An 18,812-nucleotide genomic window follows, 5' to 3' on the forward strand; every position below is an offset into this window, starting at 1 on the left:
GCCGTCACCCGGCAAAGACCCGCTTGGGCTTGAACATGCCCTGCTCGATTGCACCGATGGCGACCAGCTTGCCGCGCGCCGTGGCGCAGGCTTCCTCGGCTTCTACCGGTGCATCGCGGCCGCGGATGATGACTGGGTTGCCAAGGCGGATCTTGGTCGCTGCATCGTCGCTGATGGCTATCTGCGGCAGGCAATCGAGGGCAGCCGATGTGTCGACCAGGAGCGCATCGATGGCATCGAAGTCGATCGGTGCTTCCGCCGCGCCTGCGGCTTCTGTCGCGTCGGCGGCTTCCGTCGCGTCGGCGATATCAGTCGCGTCCGCGTTTCCCTCCACCACGCCGAAACGGGCGGCTTCCAATTCGGCGATGGTAACGAAGTCTTCCGAGGTGAACGGTTCGACCTCGACCCGGCGCAATTCGGAGATATGGCCGAAACAGCCCATGTCGCGGCCCATGTCGCGGGCCAGCGAACGCACATAGGTGCCCTTGCCGCACTCGACCTCGAAAACAGTATGGTCGGCGCCATGCTCGACAACGTCCAGACGGCCGATCTCGATCTCTCGCGCGGGTATGTCGACCGTCGCACCGTCGCGGGCCAGATCATAGGCGCGCTCGCCGGCGATCTTGATGGCCGAGAATTGCGGCGGCGTCTGCATGATGACGCCGGTGTATTTCGGCAGCAGGGCGAGCACCTCGGCTTCCGACGGACGCAGATCGGACTCCTTCGTCACCGGGCCTTCGAGGTCATCGGTGGAGCGCTCCTGCCCCCATGCGACGGTGAAGCGATAGATCTTGGCGCCGTCCTGCACGTAGGGAACGGTCTTGGTGGCCTCGCCAAGCGCGATCGGCAGCATGCCAGACGCCAGCGGGTCGAGCGTGCCGGCATGGCCGGCCTTTTCGGCCTGGAACAGCCATTTGATCTTGGAGACGGCTTCGGTCGAGCCCATGCCGACCGGCTTGTCCAGGATCAGCCAGCCCGAGATCGGCCGGCCCTTCTTCTTGCCGCGGCGCGCCACTATTCGGTGTCCTTGTTGTCGTCTTTGTCCTGGTCCGCGTTTTGCTGGTCCTCAGGACTCAGATCGCGCGCCACTTCCGGCGATTTCAAGAGGTCGTTGATCCTGGCGAAATTGTCGAAGGAGGTGTCGAGCTTGAAGCGAAACTCCGGCATGAATTTCATCTGCCGCAGCGCGCCGGAGACACGGCCACGGATGAATTTCGCATGCTTGTTCAGCGCCTCGACCACCGCATCGGTATCCTTGGCGCCGAGTGGCGAAACGAAAGCGGTAGCGACCTTCAAATCGGGCGACATGCGCACTTCCGAGACCGACACCACGGTGTTCTCGATCAGCGGATCGATGATCTCGCCGCGCTGCAGGGTTTCGGACAGCGCATGGCGCACCTGTTCGGCGACGCGCAGCATGCGCTGGGATGGGCTGGATGTGGTTGGACGGGGCATTTTTCTCTATCCTGAAGCGTGAGGCGCGGGATGGGACCGTGCCGCATGTCTCATATGAGTCGTTCTCAATAGACCTCGGGCGGCGGCCTTTCGGCCACCGCCCGGTATGGACAAGTCACTCGACTCAGAGTGTCCGGGTCACCATCTCGACGCGGAAGCACTCGATGACGTCGCCGACGCGCATGTCCTCGTAGTTCTGGAAGGCCATGCCGCACTCCTGGCCGCCGGGGACTTCCGAAACTTCGTCCTTGAAGCGCTTCAGGGTCTTCAACGTCCCTTCGTGGATGACGACGTTGTCACGGATCAGGCGCACACCCGCACCACGCTCGACCTTGCCTTCGGTGACACGGCAGCCGGCGATCTTGCCGACCTTGGTGATGTCGAAGATTTCGAGGATCTGCGCATTGCCGATGAAGGTCTCGCGACGCTCCGGCGACAGCAGGCCCGACAGAGCCGCCTTCACGTCATCCACGAGGTTGTAGATGATCGAGTAGTAGCGGATCTCGATGCCAGCCGCCGCTGCAGCGGCACGCGCCTGGACGTTGGCGCGGACGTTGAAGCCGATGATCGCGGCACCCGAAGTCTCCGCCAGCGACACGTCGCTTTCGGTGATGGCGCCGGCGCCGGCATGGACGATGCGCGCACGCACTTCGTCGGTGCCGAGCTTGTCGAGCGCAGCGTTGATCGCCTCGATCGAGCCCTGCACGTCGCCCTTGATGACCAGCGGAAATTCCTTTAGCCCGCTTGTCTGCAATTGCGACATCATCTGCTCGAGCGAACCGCGCTGGCCGGCATGCTTGGCAACCGCCTTCTCGCGCGCCAGGCGCTGGCGGTATTCGGTGATCTCGCGGGCACGGGCCTCGTTGTTGACCACGGCGAAGCGGTCGCCGGCCTGCGGTGTGCCCTGCAAGCCAAGCACTTCCACCGGCATCGCCGGCGGCGCTTCCTTGATCTGCACGCCACGATCGTTGACCAGCGCACGCACCCGGCCCCATTCGTTGCCGGCAACGAGGATGTCGCCCGGCATCAGCGTGCCGGTCTGCACCAGCACGGTGGCGACGGGGCCACGGCCCTTGTCGAGCTGGGCTTCAATGACAACGCCTTCGGCGGTACGATCCGGATTGGCCTTCAGGTCGAGAATTTCGGCCTGCAGCAGGATCGCCTCGAGCAGCTTGTCGAGGTTGGTGCCCTTGGTCGCCGACACTTCGACGTCCAGAACTTCACCGCCCATGGATTCGACGAAAACCTCGTGGCGCAGCAGTTCGGAGCGCACTTTCTGCGGATCGGCATCATGCTTGTCGATCTTGTTGATCGCCACGATGATCGGAACGCCGGCCGCCTTGGCATGGCTGATCGATTCGATCGTCTGCGGCATGACGCTGTCGTCGGCGGCAACCACCAGGATGGCAATGTCGGTCGCCTGGGCGCCACGAGCACGCATCGCCGTGAAGGCGGCGTGGCCGGGCGTGTCGATGAAGGTGATCCTGTGACCGTTCTTCTCGACCTGGTAGGCGCCGATGTGCTGGGTGATGCCGCCGGCTTCGCCGGAGACGACATTGGCGTTGCGTATCGCGTCGAGCAGCGAGGTCTTGCCATGATCGACGTGACCCATGATCGTCACGACCGGCGGACGCGAAACCAGGTCCTCGGCATTGTCGGCGATGTTGAACAGGCCTTCCTCGATGTCGGACTCGGCGACGCGGCGGACCGTGTGGCCGAATTCGGTAGCAACCAGCTCGGCCGTGTCGGCATCGATGACGTCGCCCGGCTTCAGGATCTGGCCCTGCTTCATGAAGAACTTGACCAGGTCGACCGCGCGCTCGGACATGCGTTGCGCCAGTTCCTGGATCGTAATGGTCTCTGGCAGGATCACTTCGCGCATGACTTTCTCGCGCGGCTCATTGTGCATCGCGCGCTTGAATTTTTCCTGGCGGCGACGCATCGACGACAGCGAACGGGCTCGCGCGTCTTCGTCGGACAATGCTGAATTCAGCGTCAGCTTGCCGCGGCGGCGGTCTTCCTCGGCCTTGGTCGGCTTGGCCGGACGCGCCACTTCGGGCGTGACCGGACGGCGCACCGGTGCGCCGGCACCAACACGCTTCGGCTTGGCCACTTCCTCGTCATCGACCGTTGCCAGTTCGGCAGCCAATGGCGCGCGTCGACGGGCCTCTTCCTCAGCCCGACGGCGGGATTCGGCCTCGGTCTGCAACCGCGCCTCTTCCTCGGCCTGGCGGCGTGCGGATTCATCGCGTTCGCGCTTGCGGCGCTCTTCGTCCTCGGCACGGCGCTTGGCATCCTCGGCGGCGCGCTGGCGGTCCTCGACCTCGCGAACCTTCGAGCCCTCGAGCGCCCTGCGGCGCGCTTCCATTTCACTGCGCGACAGTTCGTTCAGCACCATGCCGCTGCGTTCGACCGGGGCCGGCGGCGGTGGTGGCGCCTTCGGTGCTTCCGGCACGACGACGGGTGCGGCCACGACCGCCGGCTTCGGTGTGAAGACCGGGGCGGCAACAGGCTCCGGCTTGTCGCCGGGCATCGAGAACTTGCGCTTCTTGGTTTCGACGACGACCTGCTTGGTGCGGCCGTGCGAGAAGTTCTGGCGCACAGTGCCCTGTTCCATACCGGGGCGCTTCAGCGTCAAGGTCTTCTTCGGCGTCACACTCAGCGTATTGTCGTCACCCGATTTCGTATCGCTCATTCCATATCCTCTGCGGCATCATCTTCGTCAGCAACAGCCGCAAGCATTGCCAGATCGTCCGGGGAACCGCCCCGATACCGGTCGAGCGCAACCATGCGCTTCTGGACCGCCCTGCCCGCGTCTCCCGCGAGAACGGCAGCATGTATCACATTTGTACCCCCCAATGCCAAGCTCAACTCGGCCTCGGAGAAAAGTTTGTAGGCAAGGATAGCGGGCCCGCCGAGATGGACTGTCGCCCGCCGCGCCTGGCTGATCTTGCGCACGCCGTCATCGGACGCCTCAGTCGCGTGGAGCACGAAAAGCGCCAATCCGCCGCGAACAGCACTTTCAACCTTGGTAGCACCAAGCGAAATTGCGCCTGCCTTACGGGCAAGACCAAGCATGCCCAGAGCGTGCCTGGAAAGCAGCCCGTCGATCATGCCGCCAAGATCGGGCGGCACGACCACCTGTGCCTTGAAGGCGCGGGCAAAGAGGTTCTTCGCCGCAGCCTTCTCGATATGTAGGCGGTCGGCGCTCACCCAGCAACCGCGGCCGGGCAGATTTCTCTTGATGTCGGGAACGACGGCCGAATCCGGGCCGACGACGAACCGGATCAGTTCATCCGGTTCGGCTTGTTTGCGCGTAACGATGCAGGTGCGATCGTTCATCTCGTCCAGGGGCGGGTTCGGTGCGATGCGGTTTCACCTCACGCACCAACGGCTTCGTCAGCCGAGACTTCTTCGGCTGCAAGCTCGTCTTCGGTGATCCAGCCGGCCTTGAGGCGGGCGGCCAGAACCATCTGTTCGGCGTCCGCGCGGGTCACGCCATGATTGGCCAGTACGCCCGGATAGACCTTGGTCTCACCGTCCTTGCGTTCCTTCCAGCCGGTCAGGTCGTCGGCGGCATAGCCGGCGAAATCCTCGATCGTCTTCACGCCGTCCTCGCCAAGCGTCACCATCATGGCGGTGGTGACGCCGGGGATTTCGCGCAACTCGTCCGAAACACCGAGCGCCTTGCGCTTGTCATCATGCTCGGCCTCGATCTTCTCCAGATATTCGCGGGCGCGGGTCTGGATTTCCGAAGCGGTATCCTCGTCGAAACCGTCGATCGAGGCGATCTCGCCGGAATCGACATACGCGACTTCCTCGACGCTGGTGAAGCCTTCGGAGGCCAGCACCTGGCCGACCATCTCGTCGACGTCGAGGGCTTCCATGAACAGCGACGAACGCTCTAGGAATTCCTTCTGGCGACGCTCGGATTCTTCGGCCTCGGTGAGGATGTCGATATCCCAACCGGTCAGCTGCGAAGCCAGACGCACGTTCTGGCCGCGGCGGCCGATGGCCAGCGACAGCTGGTCGTCGGGAACCACGACTTCGATGCGCTCGGCATCCTCGTCGAGCACGACCTTGGCGACTTCCGCCGGCTGCAGCGCGTTGACGATGAAGGACGCCGCAGAAGGCGACCACGGAATGATGTCGATCTTCTCGCCCTGCAATTCGCCGACGACGGCCTGGACGCGGCTGCCGCGCATGCCGACGCAGGCGCCGACCGGATCGATCGAGCTGTCGCGCGAGATAACGGCGATCTTGGCGCGCGAACCCGGGTCGCGGGCGACCGATTTGATCTCGATGATGCCGTCATAGATTTCCGGCACTTCCATGGTGAACAGCTTGGCCATGAACTGCGGGTGGGTACGCGACAGGAAGATCTGCGGGCCGCGCTGCTCGCGGCGCACATCGTAGACATAGGCGCGGACGCGGTCGCCATATTTGTAGTTCTCGCGCGGGATCAGCTCATCGCGACGGATGATCGCTTCGCCGCGGCCGAGATCGACGATGACGTTGCCGTATTCGACGCGCTTGACGGTACCGTTGACGATCTCGCCGATGCGGTCCTTGTACTCGTCATACTGGCGGTCGCGTTCGGCCTCGCGGACCTTCTGCACGATGACCTGCTTGGCCGACTGGGCAGCGATGCGGCCGAAATCCATGGGCGGCAGCTGTTCGGCGATGAAGTCGCCGAGCTGGGCGTCGGGATTGCGCTCGCGAGCCGAGGAAATGGCGATCTGCGTGGCGTAGTCATCGACCTTCTCGACCACTTCCATCAGCCGCTGCAGCTTCATCTCACCGGTGTTCGGGTTGATGTCGGCGCGGATGTTGGTCTCCTGACCGTAACGCGAGCGCGCCGCCTTCTGGATCGCATCGGCCATGGCGGCGATGACGATCGACTTGTCGATCGACTTTTCACGCGCGACCGCGTCGGCGATCTGCAGCAATTCAAGTCTGTTGGCGCTTACAACCATCGTTTTTCTCCGGAGCTTGTTTGCCGGGCCTTTGCGCCCGGCAGCTCAATCATAGTTCCTGTTCGTGGTCTTCCGTGGCGTCCGCTTCCGCACCCGACTCGTCGTCGTCCGGTTCGCCGCGGCGCTTCTTGGCTTCCTTGCGCGCCCTGTTGTCCTTCGACAGGGCATCGCGGATGAGATCGTCGGTCAGGATCAGGCGCACGTCGGCAATCGCATCGTAGGGGACACGCACCGTCGGCTCCTCGCCATAGGCTGCCTTGTCGCGCTCGATCAGCACATCGTCTTCGCCGGCTTCGGCGATCTTGCCCTTGAAGCGCTTGCGGTCGGCGACGACCATCGATGTTTCCATCTTCACCAGATGACCCGTCCAGGGCGTGAAATCCGATTTACGGACTAGTGGCCGGTCGATGCCGGGCGACGAGACTTCGAGGTGATAGGCCTTTTCGATCGGATCGTCGACGTCGAGCGCCGGCGACACCGCGCGGCTGACCTCTTCGCAATCCTCGACGGTCATAGTGCCGTCCTCGCGTTCGGCCATGATCTGCAGCGTCAGCCCGTTCTGGCCCGACAGATGCACCCGCACGAGGCGGAAGCCGATGCCGCGCAGAACCGGCTGGACGATCAGTGCGATGCGCGCATCGATGCCGCTTTCGCGGATGATGCGATCGTCGCCCTCGCTTGCCGTTGCAGTCATTGAAATCCTGTCGTTCTCTACGAAGTTATCGGCAGGTAATAAAAAAGAGCGGGACCGGGTGGACCCACTCTTCGTCATACCGACCAAGAATTTGAGGCTGATATAAACGATCGCGGCCTGTGTTTCAAGCCCGCTGTGCTGGTCGGGCAGCGCCGCCATCGAGGCGGCCCGCGCCAGCGTTGCATGGGACGCATGGCGCCTATGCGGCGATACCCATGGGATTGGCGCCGAAACGCACCTACCTATGTTGCGCTGCACAAATGTGACCGCGCGTCACACGTGCGCGAAAGGACATGATCATGAGCAATCGCAAGATATTTTCTGCAATAGGCGACTTCTTCACCGTATTCGGCAGCGCCGTGGCCGCTTCGCGGGCCGTGGAAGCCGGCCGCAGGCCACGCGCCGACGACCTGCGCAATCTCGGCGTCGAGCCTGCCGCCTTCGATCGCATCGGCCGCCGCTTCTAGCTTTGACGCAATTCCGGACGGAAAACCGTTTCACACGTTTCCTGGAATTTCTCTAAGACCGCGAGCTTATTTCCGAATGAAGGTCAGATAGGCCGGCCGCCGGCCCTCACGAATGGCCTTGGCCTCGTAACGGGTGCCCGGCCAACCTTCATAGGAAAGGTGCCAGTCCGCCGCCTCGCAAGCCTGCCATGCGAACGCGCCATGCGCGCGGCAATGCAGCAGGGTCCAGTTGACATAGGTGTCGATGTCGGACGCGAAGCGGAATTTTGAACCAGGCTTCAGCACACGCGCGAACCGCTCGAGATTGACCGGGCTGACGAAGCGCCGCTTCCAGTGTTTCTTCTTCGGCCAAGGGTCGGGATAGAGCAGATCGATGCCGTCGAGCGAGGCTTGCGGCAGCCAGTCGAGCAGCCTTGTGGCGTCGTCGTCATAGACCCGCAGATTGGCGAGTGGTTTCTCGCGCACCGCCATCATCATCTTGGCCATGCCGTTGACGAAGGGCTCGACGCCGATAAAGCCGATCGAAGGCGCCTCGATCGCACGATGCAGGAGATGCTCGCCACCGCCGAAGCCAATCTCAAGGCGAACCGCGCTGACATCCGTCTCAAACAGAGTGCTGAGATCGGTCGGCGGTTCAGCCGTCAGATCGAGCCGATATGTGCCAAAGCCGCTTTCCAGTGCGGCCGCCTGCTGCGGACGCATGGTTTTGCCGCGCCGGCGACCGAAAAAGGCTTCGGCCGCGCGGCTTGGTCTGTCCTTCGGATCCATGGCGGGACTTTGCGGCGCCGCTGTCAGGCGGCGACCGCGTCCTTGAGCGCCTTGGCGAGATCGGTCTTTTCCCAGGAGAAAGACCCATCACGGCCGGCCTTGCGGCCGAAATGGCCGTAGGACGACGTCTTGGCGTAGATCGGTTTGTTGAGATCGAGGTGACGGCGGATACCCGACGGCGACAGATCCATCACCGTGCGCAGCGCGTCCTCGAGCTTTGCCTCGTCGACCTTGCCGGTACCGTGCAAGTCGACATAGACCGACAGCGGCTGAGCAACGCCGATGGCGTAGGAAAGCTGGATGGTGCAGCGGTCGGCGAGTTTCGCCGCTACGACGTTCTTGGCCAGGTAGCGCGCCGCATAGGCCGCCGAACGATCCACCTTGGTGGTGTCCTTGCCGGAGAAGGCACCGCCGCCATGGGGTGCGGCACCGCCATAGGTGTCGACGATGATCTTGCGGCCGGTCAGCCCGGCGTCGCCGTCCGGCCCGCCGATGACGAACTTGCCGGTCGGATTGATGTACCACATGCAGTTGTCGGCGATCTTCAGCTCGCCCAGCGCCTCCCGGATATAGGGTTCGACGACCTTGCGGACCTTCTTCGAATCCCAGCTCGCATCGAGATGCTGCGTGGACAGCACGATCTGCGTCGCCTCGGCGGCCTTGCCGTCGACATAGCGAACGGTGACCTGGCTCTTGGCATCCGGTCCGAGCCTGCCGGCTTCACCGCTGCCCTCGTGGCGGGCGGCCGCCAGCAATTCGAGGATCTTGTGGCTGTAGTAGATCGGCGCCGGCATCAGATCCGGCGTCTCGCGGCAGGCGTAGCCGAACATGATGCCCTGGTCGCCGGCACCCTCTTCGCCCTGACGGTCGGAGGCATTGTCGACGCCCTGGCCGATGTCAGGCGACTGGCCGTGCAGCAGAACCTCGATCTTCGCGGTTTTCCAGTGAAAGCCGGCCTGCTCGTAGCCGATTTCGCGGATCGCCTTGCGGGCGACCGACTTGAACTTGGCCGGATTGACGACCGAATGCCCAGCGGCATCCTTGAGAATATTGCCCGCCTTGTCCCTCTTGAGCAGGGTGTCGGGAACACGCACTTCGCCGGCGATGACGACACGGTTGGTGGTGGCCAGCGTCTCGCAGGCGACACGGACTTTCCACGGGTCCATGCCGGTCTTCTTGGCTTCGCGATACACCAGATCGACGATCTCGTCGGAAATCCGGTCACAGACTTTGTCGGGATGGCCCTCGGCAACGGATTCCGAGGTAAAGAAGTAGTTCTGCCGCGTCACGGGTGTCCCCTCTTGAAAAACGATCGGCAGGCTGCCGATTTTGGCGCGCCACGTGTTAGCGGGGCGAAGCGCCGCTCGTCAAGCGGTGCTTCGGCTCTGGCATGAATGTCGATGCAGTTATCTTGTGCCACCAGCGGCAAGACGCCGCCGGTGCTGGCGTGATTGAGGATCAGTCGGGATCGTCGGCGGAGAGGGACTTGACCAGGTCTATGATCCTGCGGCGCACCTTGGCATCCGCGATCTTGACAAAGGCCCGGTTGAGCTGGAGTCCTTCGGGACTGCCGCAGAATTCGACAGCGAAAGCCATCGACGCGTCCTCGGCAAATCCACGGCCCGCCACGGGCTCCTGGCCGGGCGCATCCTCGAAAAAGAAGGCGACCGGCACGCCGAGTATGGACGCTATCGCCTGCAATCGGCTGGCGCCGACGCGGTTGGTGCCTTTTTCATATTTCTGAATCTGTTGAAATGTGATGCCGAGGTTTTCTCCCAGCTTTTCCTGGCTCATTCCCAGCATGTTGCGGCGAAGCCGGATGCGACTGCCAACATGGATGTCGATCGGATTCGGTTTCTTCTTGTTGTCTTCTGTCATTTTTTCCTCGCCGAATTTTTTCGGCTTTCTCTATTTTTTCTTGCCCAAACAAAGCCGGAGGCAACTGCCCCAACAGAACGATCCACCGGCTTCGAGAAATTTTCAGGCACTTACAGTATGAGTTTCTAATGTGTTGGCTGTCAATTCACCCGTAGCCTTTGCCTTACGTTCAACAGCGCTGCCCCAACGGCAAACAGCAACATGATCAGCATTCCGTTAATGCGCCGTTGGCCGGGAGATATGAGCGCCTGTCCGGAAATCGGTATGTGGGCATCGATGGCGCCGCGTGCGTCGATCGCAAGCGCATCGACGATGCGCCCGCGCGGATCGACGACGGCCGAGATGCCGTTGTTGGCAGCACGTACCAATGGCAATCCATTTTCCACCGCGCGGATCTGGGCCTGCCTGAAATGCTGATACGGACCCGGCGTGTCGCCGAACCACGCATCGTTGGTAACGTTCACAATAAGCTGCGCTGACGCAGCGTCAACTGCCACAAGATCGGGAAAGATCACCTCATAACAGATAAATGGCAGCGCACGGATGCCATCGGGCAGCGTGATGGCGTGCCGCTCATTGCCGGCCGCGAAACTCATCGGCCCGGCAACCAGTTGCTCGATGCCGAAACGCTGGAGCAGATCGGCGAAAGGCAGGTATTCGCCGAACGGCACCAGGTGAACCTTGTCGACGGCGTCAGCGATTTCACCCTTGTCGTCGATCGCCACCACGGAGTTGTAGTAACGGCTGTCGGCATTCGCGGCCGAACCGCCTTCCTCGCGAACGACGCCGGCAATCAGCATCTGGCCGGATCCGAGCATGTCTCCCAGCGCCGTCAATGCGTCCGGACGCTCGGTGAAGAGGAAGGGCACCGAGGTTTCGGGCCACAGGATCAGCTGCGGCTTTTGATGGCCTGGGTCCGGCGCCTTGGCCGAGAGCCCCATCAGGACCGCGAAGATGCGGTCGCGCACCGAGGCATCCCATTTTTCCGACAGGTCCACGGCCGGCTGAACGATGCGGACATCCAGGCTGCGTGAAGCTGGCGGTTCGGGAGCGCCAAGCCTGACATAGCCGAAGCCGACATGGGCGGCGGCGAGCATGACAAACAGTGCCGCGCCGAGGCGCAGGTGCCGACGTGCCGCCAGCAGTGCCGGCAGTGCGAAGACGAACACGGCGAGCGCGTTCATGCCGATCATGCCCGTCACCGAGACGCTCTGCATCAGCAGCGGCACGGGCATGGCCGCGTAGCCGACGGCATTCCAGGGAAAACCGGTGAACAGGAAATCGCGCAGCCATTCCGCCAGCCCGAAGCCGAAGGCAAGGGCGGCGATGCGGCCAATGTCGTTGCTCCACAGCAGCCGGGCAACGATTGCCGCAAAGCCGTAGAAAAAGGCGAGCATGAAAGGAATGCCGACCACGGCGAAGGGGAGCGCCCAGGCAAAGCTGTCGGCCTCGACCAGCAGCGCCGAACCGATCCACCAGAGGCCGGCGAGGAAATAGCCGAAACCGAACCACCAACCGACGGCGAAAGCCGGCCGCAGACGCCGGAACAGACTGCCGGAAGCTTCACCGGTGGCGCCGTCGAGCAGCCAGACCAGCAGCGGAAACGAGACGAAACAGGCGGCGAAGAAATCGTAAGGCGCCTGACCAAGCACCGCCAAGGCACCTGCGAGAAACGCCACGAGCGCACGCCGCCAACCCCAAAGCAGAATTATCCGGCCGGTGAGGCGCTCCATGCATACTTCCGAGTCGCGAATCAGGACACAAGATTTAACAGGCTGCGCTCCGCGCTCCAAACGGCGGATGGGCTGGCTGTGATGCACAGCTCCGGCGCTGCCCTACCGGTGCCAACCCTCGATTTGAACGCCCCCCAGCCGCTCGGCCTCCTCGCGCGGAACTGAACGGATGGTCTGCGTGAAGGTCCAGACATGGCCCTCAGGGTCGCGGGCACGATACTGGCGCTCGCCGTAGAACTGATCCGCCGGCTCCTGGATTATCTCAGCGTCGGTCGCCCGCGCCTGCTCGCAATGCGCATCCAGGCCGCCCTTCAGCCTGACATAGATCGACTGCGTGTTCCTGCCCGAGACCGAAGCCGGGCTGGCGACATAATCGCTCCATTCGGAATCGACGATGATGTAGCTGTCGCCGAATCGCATCTCCGCATGGACGAGTTTTCCCTCGGCATCGCTGACCACCATGCTGCGCTCGAAGCCAAATGCTGCTTCAAGCCAGTCCAGCGCGGCACGAGGGTCCTTGTAGAAGACACCGGACCCCAGACTTGGATGCTTGAACGGGTCGTCGACAGTCATCGGGCGAGCGTGACGCTCACGCCTGTTCGGTGCGAGCGGTGGCACGCCGGCGACGCTCGCCCTTCTGGCTCTGCACGATGCGCACGCGCTTGACGCGGCGCGGATCGGCGTCGAGGACGTGGAATTCGAAGCCGGGTATGGCCTGCACCACCTCGCCGCGGGCCGGAACACGGCCAAGCGTGTTGAAGATCATGCCGCCGATCGTGTCGACATATTCGCCATGTTCACCGGCGGCGAAATCCCCGCCGATCATCTTGGCCACGTCGTCGATCTCGGCCTTGCCGTCGACGATGAACACGCCGTCGCCGCTCTGGGTGATCATCGGCTCGTCGTCGTCATGCTCGTCCTCGATGTCGCCGACCACCATCTCGACGATGTCTTCCAGCGAGGCGAGGCCGTCGGTGCCGCCATATTCGTCGATGACCAGCGCCATCTGGGTGCGCGTCGTCTGCATGCGGCCCATCAGGTCGGAGGCAAGCATCGACGGCGGCACGAACAGCACCGGGCGGATCAGATTGAGGTCGCCAATGGTGCGTGCGAGGTCGACCTGGGCAAGATCGAGAACCGTGGCAGCGGGGGTTTTCCTGGTCGTGCGGCCCTTCTTGACGCGCGCGATCTTGGTGATGTGGGCCAGCACGTCACGGATATGGACCATGCCGCGCGGATCATCGAGCGTCTCGGAATAGACCGGCATGCGGGAATGGCCGGATTGTTCGAAAGTGCCCAGGAGATCGCCGAGCGTCGTCGTGATTTCGACCCCCTGAATGTCGGCGCGCGGTACCATGACGTCCTCGACGCGCACTTCGCGCAGCCGCAGGATGTTGTTGAGCATGGCGCGTTCGCCGGGCGAGAAGGCGCCGGCATCGCTCGTCGTCTCGGCAAGCGCGCCGGCAATTTCCTCACGCAGGCTGGTTCCGTTGCGTTGCCGAAACAGGCCCAGAACGCGGTCGAACAGGGAGGGACCGGCAGGCAACGTCTCGCTGGCAGCGCTGCCAGCACCGGCAGCAGCAGAGGTACTGCTAGCGCCAGAGGTACTGCTAGCGCCAGAGGTACTGTTAGCACCAGAGGTAACGGTACTCGGACTTGATCCCTCTTCCGACGTATCGGAAGCCTTGGTCGCACTGCCGGCGTCGGGGCGGGCGGCAGTTTCTGGTTTGTCGTTCATCGTCGTCCGGTCAATTGATCAGATGTAGTTACGCGTAGGGGTCGGGAATGGCAAGCCTTGCAAGCGCCGCGCGTTCGACGGTTTCCATCGCCTCGGCTTCAGTGTCGGTCTCGTGATCGTAACCCAGCAAATGCAGCAGGCCGTGGATGACGAGATGGGTGATATGGTTCTCGACAGGCTTGTCTTCCAGTGCCGCTTCACGCGCGACCGTCTCGGCGGCGAGCACGATGTCGCCCAGCATCGGCGGCAACGGTCCGCCTTGCACAAACGGAAAAGCCGGGAAAGACAAGACATTGGTCGGCTTGTCCTTGCCGCGCCAGCCGGCGTTGAGAACCCGGACATGGGCGTCGTCGGTAAAAACGAGGCTGAGTTCGGAACGGCCCGCCACGCCGGTTTCGGCAAAAGCCGCCTTGACGGCGCGATCGACCAGCCGCGTCAGGCTTGCCTCGTCGGGCCAGTTGCCCGCCTCAACCGATATGTCGATGTCGACGGGAACATTCCCGTCGCCGGATGTTATGTCCTCAGGCATGAAGCCGCATCGTCAACATCAATTCTCGGCGCCGAGGCCGCGTGCCAGCTTGGCGTCCCGGTCGTAGGCCCTGACGATTTCCGCCACCAGCGGATGGCGGACCACATCGCCGTCGTTGAAGCGCACGGTGACCGCGCCCGCCACGCCGTCCAGCACCCGCAAGGCTTCGACCAGTCCCGATTTGGTATTCGAAGGAAGGTCGATCTGGGTCGGATCGCCGGTGACGATCATGCGCGAATTTTCGCCCAGACGCGTCAGGAACATCTTCATCTGCATCGGCGTGGTGTTCTGCGCCTCGTCGAGGATGACGGCGGCATGCGCCAGCGTGCGGCCGCGCATGAAGGCGAGCGGCGCGATCTCGATCACTTCGGCGGCAATGGCGCGCTCGACCTTGTCGGCGGGCATCATGTCGTAGAGCGCGTCATAGAGCGGCCGCAGATAGGGATCGACCTTCTCCTTCATGTCGCCGGGCAGGAAGCCCAGCCGTTCGCCGGCCTCGACCGCAGGCCGCGAGAGAATGATGCGCTCGACCATGCCGCGCTCGAGCAGCATCGCCGCATGGGCCACCGCCAGATAGGTCTTGCCGGTGCCGGCCGGGCCGATGCCGAACACCAGTTCCGACCGTTCCAGCGCCCGCATATAGGCGTCCTGGTTGAGTGAACGGGCATAGATCGTCTTCTTGCGGGTGGCGATCTGGGCGGCGGAAACCTTGCCCTTGCGCTCCAGCGTCGGCAGGGTCAGCTGATCGTCGGCGGCGATCGCCATGCGCACGGCGCCGTCGACGTCGGACTGGCCTATATCGACGCCTTTCTGGAGAATGCCGTAGAGGTTGTCCAGGGCGCGGCGCGCCTGCTCGGCGGCCGACGCCGAACCCTTGATGGTCAGCTGGTTGCCGCGTGAGCGGATGTCGACGCCAAGCTTCTGCTCCAGCCTGGCGAGGTTTTCGTCGAACTGACCATAAAGGGCGCTGGCAAGCTTGTTGTTGTCGAAAGTCAGAACGATGTGCGCCATGTCAGAAGCCCCAGATGCCGGTACCGGGGGCAGGTTCTTCAGCTCTGCTGCGCTCAACCGTCTCTCCTCATCTGCCGAGACCCTCAGGCCAATTCGGCGAACAGGCTGTTGTAGCCCGTCTTCGTGATTCGCACCTGGATAATGTCACCGATTTCGCCGGCCTTTTCATCAACAATAACCGGCTGCAGCCAAGGCGAGCGGCCAACCTTCTGGCCGGCCTGACGGCCGGGCTTCTCGATCAGCGTGTCGATGGTGGTTCCGACGAGGCTCAAACCGAAATCCTGCTGCTGCTTCACAAGCAGAGCCTGCAGTCTCTGCAAGCGCTCGTCCTTGACCGTTTCCGGCACATGATCGGCCATTTCGGCGCCCGGCGTGCCGGGACGCGGCGAATATTTGAACGAAAAGGCCGAGGCGTAATTCACCTGACGCACCAGCTCCATGGTCGCCTCGAAATCCGCCTCGGTCTCGCCGGGAAAGCCGACGATGAAGTCGCCGGAAAGCGCGATGTCAGGCCGCGCTGCACGGATGCGGTCGAGCAGCGCCAGATAATCCCTCGCCGTGTGCCGGCGGTTCATCGCCTTGAGAATGCGGTCGGAGCCGGATTGCACCGGCAGATGCAGATAGGGCATCAATGCCGGCAGGTCGCGGTGGGCGGCGATGAGCTCGTCGTCCATGTCGCGCGGATGGCTGGTGGTGTAGCGCAAACGCGCCAGCCCGGGGATTTCGGCCAGCCTGAACAGCAGGCGGCCAAGCCCCCACTCCTGACCGCTCCCGCCCTGGCCATGCCACGCATTGACGTTCTGGCCGAGCAGCGTCACTTCGCGCACGCCGGCTTCGGCCAGGCGCTCAGCCTCCGCGACAATCTGCGCCACCGGCCGGGAGACCTCGGAGCCCCTTGTATAGGGCACAACGCAGAAGGTGCAGAACTTGTCGCAGCCTTCCTGCACGGTGAGGAAGGCGGTGACGCCGCGCTTGATGACCTCGGCGCGCTTGGGCTGCGGCAGGTGCTCGAATTTGTCCTCGAGGGCGTAGTCGGTCTCGACCATCTTTTCGCCGCCGCGCACCCGCGCCAGCACGTCCGGGAGCCGGTGATAGGTCTGCGGACCGATGACCAGGTCGACTGCCGGCGAACGGCGGATGATCTCGGCGCCTTCGGCCTGCGCCACGCAGCCGGCGACGCCGACCAGCATCTCACGGCCGGCCAGGGCACGCTCGGCTTTCATGTCGCGGATACGGCCGAGCTCGGAATAGACCTTTTCGGCCGCCTTCTCCCTGATATGACAAGTGTTCAGCAGCACCAGGTCGGCCTCGCCAATGGCATCGGTCGCGGAATAGCCGTCGGCAGCCAGCGCATCGGCCATACGCTGTGAATCATAGACATTCATCTGGCAGCCATAGGTCTTGATGAAGACTTTTCTCGCTCCCGCGGGAAGCACCGCCGGCTGTCCAGCCGTAGTGCCGATGTCGTCGCTTTCTATCGTGTTCAAGTCCATAAGGCGGCTTCTAACGCCTTTCCGTGACAAAAAACAGACGATTCTCGGCCCGCGCCAGCAAGAGCGTGCCGGAGCTACCGGCTCGGCCGCGGGTCGGCAAGCGCCGCCTGCATCATTTCACGCACCTGGCTTTCCATCAGTTTCGACGTCTCCTTGCGGTTCGAACCCTTGGAAAAGGCGATTGCCTCGCCGAAATGCACCTCGACGTCGAGCGCGCCCTCCGCCAGCAGAACCTTGAGATGCGGCATCAAATCCTCATCGCCGATCCAGGCGGCAAGCGGGCGATGCCGGCGGCCGAGCGGCACGCCGTGCAGACGCGTATAGGCGATCGCCACCGGCTGGATGAACACCTGTTCCGCCGCGCCTTCGGAAATCGCCATCGAGGCGGCGCCGAACAGCGTGCTCTTGAACGGCAGGACCATATTGCCGTCGCCGGTCGAGCCCTCGGCAAACAGCACCATCGCATCGCCCTTGGCCATGCGGCTGGCAATCTCGCTTGCCTGGTCGCCCGACGAACGCTTGCGCTCGCGCTCGATGAAGACGGTGCGCTGCAGCTTCGACAGCATGCCGATCAGCGGCCAGCCTTCCATATCCGCCCTGGCGATGAACTTTACGTCGGCAAAAGAGCCGAGCACCATGATGTCGGTCCAGGAGATGTGATTGGACGCAACCAGCAGCGGGCGCTTGTCGGACAGCGCTCCCTTGACATGGATGCGCATGCCGAGCGCCCTGAGGATCAGCCTGTGCCAGACCTTGAGGATGAAGGTTTCCGGCCACCAGCCAGTCTTCATCGACAGGATCTGTAGCGGCACGAGGACCAACGAACCGGCGACAACGAGGCCCAGCGCCAGGAAAATCCTGATTTTCTTGATCATCGCCCCATCCCGGCCGTCTCGCTAGCGAAGATCGCGGCGCATGACAAGCGCGCCGGTCGGTCCGTGTTCGGCCGATCTGTAGTAATTCGGCCGCTTGCCGACCTCGCGGAAGCCCAGCCGACGATAAAGCGCGATCGCCGCGACATTGGTCTCGTCGACCTCGAGGAACAGCGCTTCGGCGCGCTGCGCGTGCAGTTCGCGCAACACCGCGTCCATCAATTGCCAGCCCAGCCCCTGGCGACGATGCGATCGCGCCACCGCGACGGTCAGGATCTCGCCCTCGCCTGCCGCAAGCCTCGCCAGCACGAAGCCGACGGGCGGCTTAGAGCCCTGTCCGGTTTCGCGCGCGGCATAGCCGAACACGGTGTCCTGTTCGAGCAGGGCGGCGAATTCGCCATCGGTCCAGGGGCGGACAAAGTCCTCGCGATGCAGCAGCGAGACCGCCGGACTGTCGGCGATCCTCAGCGGCTCGAGCGCGTAGTCCCGGCGGCGTGGTTGGAGAAAAGGTATGCGCATTTATCTTTCTTGCCTTGATAGAATAAAGCCAGCCTGCGGCTTGGCGTCGGCGCCGCGCATATAGAGTGGTTTCGGCCGTTCGCCTGCGCCCTTGGCGGCAGCCAGGCGGGCGTAGGTGACAATGTCGGCGGTGGCTGTCCGAGGGCCGACATCGAATTCGCGCCCGGCCGATGCGCTGATGAGCGCTGCCGCGGTGCCGGCAAGCACCGGAGACGTTTCCTTCGCCATAGCCACCACGTCAGCCAGCGTGGCCGCGGCCGGACCGTAAGTCAAAACTAACCTTTCGTCGTAAAAGGCCGCGTGGATCTCTTCACGGCCGGCATCGAGCGCCGCCAGCACGGCGCGACCGGGAAATGCCGCTGCTGCTTCGACGGCCAGCGCCTCCAGTGTCGTCACCCCTATTGCCGGTATCTTCAGCGCCAGCGCCAGGCCACGCGCGGTCGAGACGCCGACGCGCAGACCGGTGAAAGAACCGGGGCCGACAGAGACGGCGATGGCGCCAAGACCTGCATAGTCGGTTGCGCTTGCCTCCAGCGCTTCGGCGATGACCGCCATCAGTTGCTCGGCATGGCCCTTGCCGAGATCGAGCACCTGATGGCCAAGCTCCTGCTTCGCCGTCGCGTCATAGACGCAAGCGGCGCAGAGGTTGGCGGCACAGTCGATGGCAAGCAATTTCATG

19 protein-coding genes are annotated in these 18,812 nt (G+C 63.4%); 1 reads left to right on the forward strand and 18 read right to left on the reverse strand.

The genetic code is table 11. The annotated features are described in order from the left end of the window. Nucleotides 1-4: 4 nt before the first annotated feature. The 6 genes from truB to rimP form a co-directional block, all read right to left on the reverse strand. Nucleotides 5-1,015 (reverse strand): tRNA pseudouridine(55) synthase TruB, encoded by a 1,011-nt coding sequence (gene truB / locus EOB80_RS11760; protein WP_127327713.1) that lies wholly within the window; start codon nucleotides 1,013-1,015, stop codon nucleotides 5-7. Continuing rightward, entirely contained in the window at nucleotides 1,015-1,455 is a 441-nt protein-coding gene (rbfA, locus tag EOB80_RS11765) for a 30S ribosome-binding factor RbfA (protein WP_127327714.1), read from the reverse strand. Before rbfA ends, truB begins: the two co-directional genes overlap by 1 nt. Nucleotides 1,456-1,579: 124 nt before the next feature. Next, a complete protein-coding gene (infB, locus tag EOB80_RS11770) occupies nucleotides 1,580-4,150 on the reverse strand; it encodes a translation initiation factor IF-2 (RefSeq protein WP_127327715.1) in 2,571 nt (856 codons plus the stop codon). Further along, nucleotides 4,147-4,797, reverse strand: a complete 651-nt coding sequence (locus tag EOB80_RS11775; protein ID WP_127327716.1) for an RNA-binding protein — start codon at nucleotides 4,795-4,797, stop codon at nucleotides 4,147-4,149. The genes infB and EOB80_RS11775 overlap by 4 nt, the downstream gene beginning before the upstream one ends. A gap of 38 nt (nucleotides 4,798-4,835) precedes the next feature. Then, nucleotides 4,836-6,431, reverse strand: coding sequence for a transcription termination factor NusA (nusA, locus tag EOB80_RS11780; protein ID WP_127327717.1), 1,596 nt, complete (start codon nucleotides 6,429-6,431; stop codon nucleotides 4,836-4,838). A gap of 49 nt (nucleotides 6,432-6,480) precedes the next feature. Beyond that, nucleotides 6,481-7,125, reverse strand: coding sequence for a ribosome maturation factor RimP (gene rimP, locus EOB80_RS11785; RefSeq protein WP_127327718.1), 645 nt, complete (start codon nucleotides 7,123-7,125; stop codon nucleotides 6,481-6,483). A gap of 299 nt (nucleotides 7,126-7,424) precedes the next feature. Here rimP and EOB80_RS11790 point away from each other — a divergent pair, with 299 nt between their 5' ends. Then, nucleotides 7,425-7,592 (forward strand): hypothetical protein, encoded by a 168-nt coding sequence (locus EOB80_RS11790; RefSeq protein ID WP_013527898.1) that lies wholly within the window; start codon nucleotides 7,425-7,427, stop codon nucleotides 7,590-7,592. A gap of 66 nt (nucleotides 7,593-7,658) precedes the next feature. On the opposite strand, the gene EOB80_RS11795 is transcribed toward EOB80_RS11790, so the two are convergent. The 12 genes from EOB80_RS11795 to tsaB all read right to left on the reverse strand — a co-directional run bounded on the left by EOB80_RS11795 (nucleotide 7,659) and on the right by tsaB (nucleotide 18,811). Further along, nucleotides 7,659-8,360 (reverse strand): tRNA (guanosine(46)-N(7))-methyltransferase TrmB, encoded by a 702-nt coding sequence (locus EOB80_RS11795; RefSeq protein WP_127327719.1) that lies wholly within the window; start codon nucleotides 8,358-8,360, stop codon nucleotides 7,659-7,661. Between the two features lie 23 nt (nucleotides 8,361-8,383). Next, a complete protein-coding gene (metK, locus tag EOB80_RS11800; protein WP_127266944.1) occupies nucleotides 8,384-9,649 on the reverse strand; it encodes a methionine adenosyltransferase in 1,266 nt (421 codons plus the stop codon). Nucleotides 9,650-9,818: 169 nt separating this feature from the next. Then, nucleotides 9,819-10,238, reverse strand: a complete 420-nt coding sequence (locus tag EOB80_RS11805) for a helix-turn-helix domain-containing protein (protein ID WP_013527901.1) — start codon at nucleotides 10,236-10,238, stop codon at nucleotides 9,819-9,821. Nucleotides 10,239-10,378: 140 nt separating this feature from the next. Further along, complete coding sequence (gene lnt / locus EOB80_RS11810) at nucleotides 10,379-11,971, reverse strand: apolipoprotein N-acyltransferase (RefSeq protein WP_127327720.1); 1,593 nt, start codon at nucleotides 11,969-11,971, stop codon at nucleotides 10,379-10,381. Nucleotides 11,972-12,073: 102 nt separating this feature from the next. Continuing rightward, a complete protein-coding gene (locus EOB80_RS11815) occupies nucleotides 12,074-12,544 on the reverse strand; it encodes a VOC family protein (protein ID WP_127327721.1) in 471 nt (156 codons plus the stop codon). 16 nt (nucleotides 12,545-12,560) lie between these two features. Beyond that, nucleotides 12,561-13,709 (reverse strand): hemolysin family protein, encoded by a 1,149-nt coding sequence (locus tag EOB80_RS11820; protein ID WP_127327722.1) that lies wholly within the window; start codon nucleotides 13,707-13,709, stop codon nucleotides 12,561-12,563. 28 nt (nucleotides 13,710-13,737) lie between these two features. Beyond that, on the reverse strand, nucleotides 13,738-14,238 hold the full coding sequence (gene ybeY / locus EOB80_RS11825; RefSeq protein WP_127327723.1) for an rRNA maturation RNase YbeY: 501 nt from the start codon (nucleotides 14,236-14,238) through the stop codon (nucleotides 13,738-13,740). A gap of 18 nt (nucleotides 14,239-14,256) precedes the next feature. Beyond that, entirely contained in the window at nucleotides 14,257-15,249 is a 993-nt protein-coding gene (locus EOB80_RS11830) for a PhoH family protein (protein WP_023758127.1), read from the reverse strand. A gap of 83 nt (nucleotides 15,250-15,332) precedes the next feature. Beyond that, nucleotides 15,333-16,742, reverse strand: a complete 1,410-nt coding sequence (miaB, locus tag EOB80_RS11835) for a tRNA (N6-isopentenyl adenosine(37)-C2)-methylthiotransferase MiaB (RefSeq protein ID WP_127327724.1) — start codon at nucleotides 16,740-16,742, stop codon at nucleotides 15,333-15,335. Between the two features lie 74 nt (nucleotides 16,743-16,816). Then, nucleotides 16,817-17,617, reverse strand: coding sequence for a 1-acyl-sn-glycerol-3-phosphate acyltransferase (locus tag EOB80_RS11840; RefSeq protein WP_127327725.1), 801 nt, complete (start codon nucleotides 17,615-17,617; stop codon nucleotides 16,817-16,819). 21 nt (nucleotides 17,618-17,638) lie between these two features. Then, on the reverse strand, nucleotides 17,639-18,133 hold the full coding sequence (gene rimI, locus EOB80_RS11845; RefSeq protein WP_024503455.1) for a ribosomal protein S18-alanine N-acetyltransferase: 495 nt from the start codon (nucleotides 18,131-18,133) through the stop codon (nucleotides 17,639-17,641). Further along, entirely contained in the window at nucleotides 18,134-18,811 is a 678-nt protein-coding gene (gene tsaB, locus EOB80_RS11850) for a tRNA (adenosine(37)-N6)-threonylcarbamoyltransferase complex dimerization subunit type 1 TsaB (protein WP_127327726.1), read from the reverse strand. Nucleotide 18,812 lies beyond the last annotated feature (1 nt).

The organism is Mesorhizobium sp. M7A.F.Ca.MR.245.00.0.0, from assembly GCF_003997415.1.
Lineage (GTDB): Bacteria > Pseudomonadota > Alphaproteobacteria > Rhizobiales > Rhizobiaceae > Mesorhizobium.

Bases quoted from the DNA above. Each gene is read 5' to 3' on its own strand.
- rbfA (WP_127327714.1), bottom strand. From the start codon at position 1,455: ATGCCCCGTCCAACCACATCCAGCCCATCCCAGCGCATGCTGCGCGTC.
- infB (WP_127327715.1), bottom strand. From the start codon at position 4,150: ATGAGCGATACGAAATCGGGTGACGACAATACGCTGAGTGTGACGCCG.
- EOB80_RS11775 (WP_127327716.1), bottom strand. From the start codon at position 4,797: ATGAACGATCGCACCTGCATCGTTACGCGCAAACAAGCCGAACCGGAT.
- nusA (WP_127327717.1), bottom strand. From the start codon at position 6,431: ATGGTTGTAAGCGCCAACAGACTTGAATTGCTGCAGATCGCCGACGCG.
- rimP (WP_127327718.1), bottom strand. From the start codon at position 7,125: ATGACTGCAACGGCAAGCGAGGGCGACGATCGCATCATCCGCGAAAGC.
- EOB80_RS11790 (WP_013527898.1), top strand. From the start codon at position 7,425: ATGAGCAATCGCAAGATATTTTCTGCAATAGGCGACTTCTTCACCGTA.
- EOB80_RS11795 (WP_127327719.1), bottom strand. From the start codon at position 8,360: ATGGATCCGAAGGACAGACCAAGCCGCGCGGCCGAAGCCTTTTTCGGT.
- EOB80_RS11805 (WP_013527901.1), bottom strand. From the start codon at position 10,238: ATGACAGAAGACAACAAGAAGAAACCGAATCCGATCGACATCCATGTT.
- lnt (WP_127327720.1), bottom strand. From the start codon at position 11,971: ATGGAGCGCCTCACCGGCCGGATAATTCTGCTTTGGGGTTGGCGGCGT.
- EOB80_RS11815 (WP_127327721.1), bottom strand. From the start codon at position 12,544: ATGACTGTCGACGACCCGTTCAAGCATCCAAGTCTGGGGTCCGGTGTC.
- EOB80_RS11820 (WP_127327722.1), bottom strand. From the start codon at position 13,709: ATGAACGACAAACCAGAAACTGCCGCCCGCCCCGACGCCGGCAGTGCG.
- ybeY (WP_127327723.1), bottom strand. From the start codon at position 14,238: ATGCCTGAGGACATAACATCCGGCGACGGGAATGTTCCCGTCGACATC.
- EOB80_RS11830 (WP_023758127.1), bottom strand. From the start codon at position 15,249: ATGGCGCACATCGTTCTGACTTTCGACAACAACAAGCTTGCCAGCGCC.
- miaB (WP_127327724.1), bottom strand. From the start codon at position 16,742: ATGGACTTGAACACGATAGAAAGCGACGACATCGGCACTACGGCTGGA.
- EOB80_RS11840 (WP_127327725.1), bottom strand. From the start codon at position 17,617: ATGATCAAGAAAATCAGGATTTTCCTGGCGCTGGGCCTCGTTGTCGCC.
- rimI (WP_024503455.1), bottom strand. From the start codon at position 18,133: ATGCGCATACCTTTTCTCCAACCACGCCGCCGGGACTACGCGCTCGAG.
- tsaB (WP_127327726.1), bottom strand. From the start codon at position 18,811: ATGAAATTGCTTGCCATCGACTGTGCCGCCAACCTCTGCGCCGCTTGC.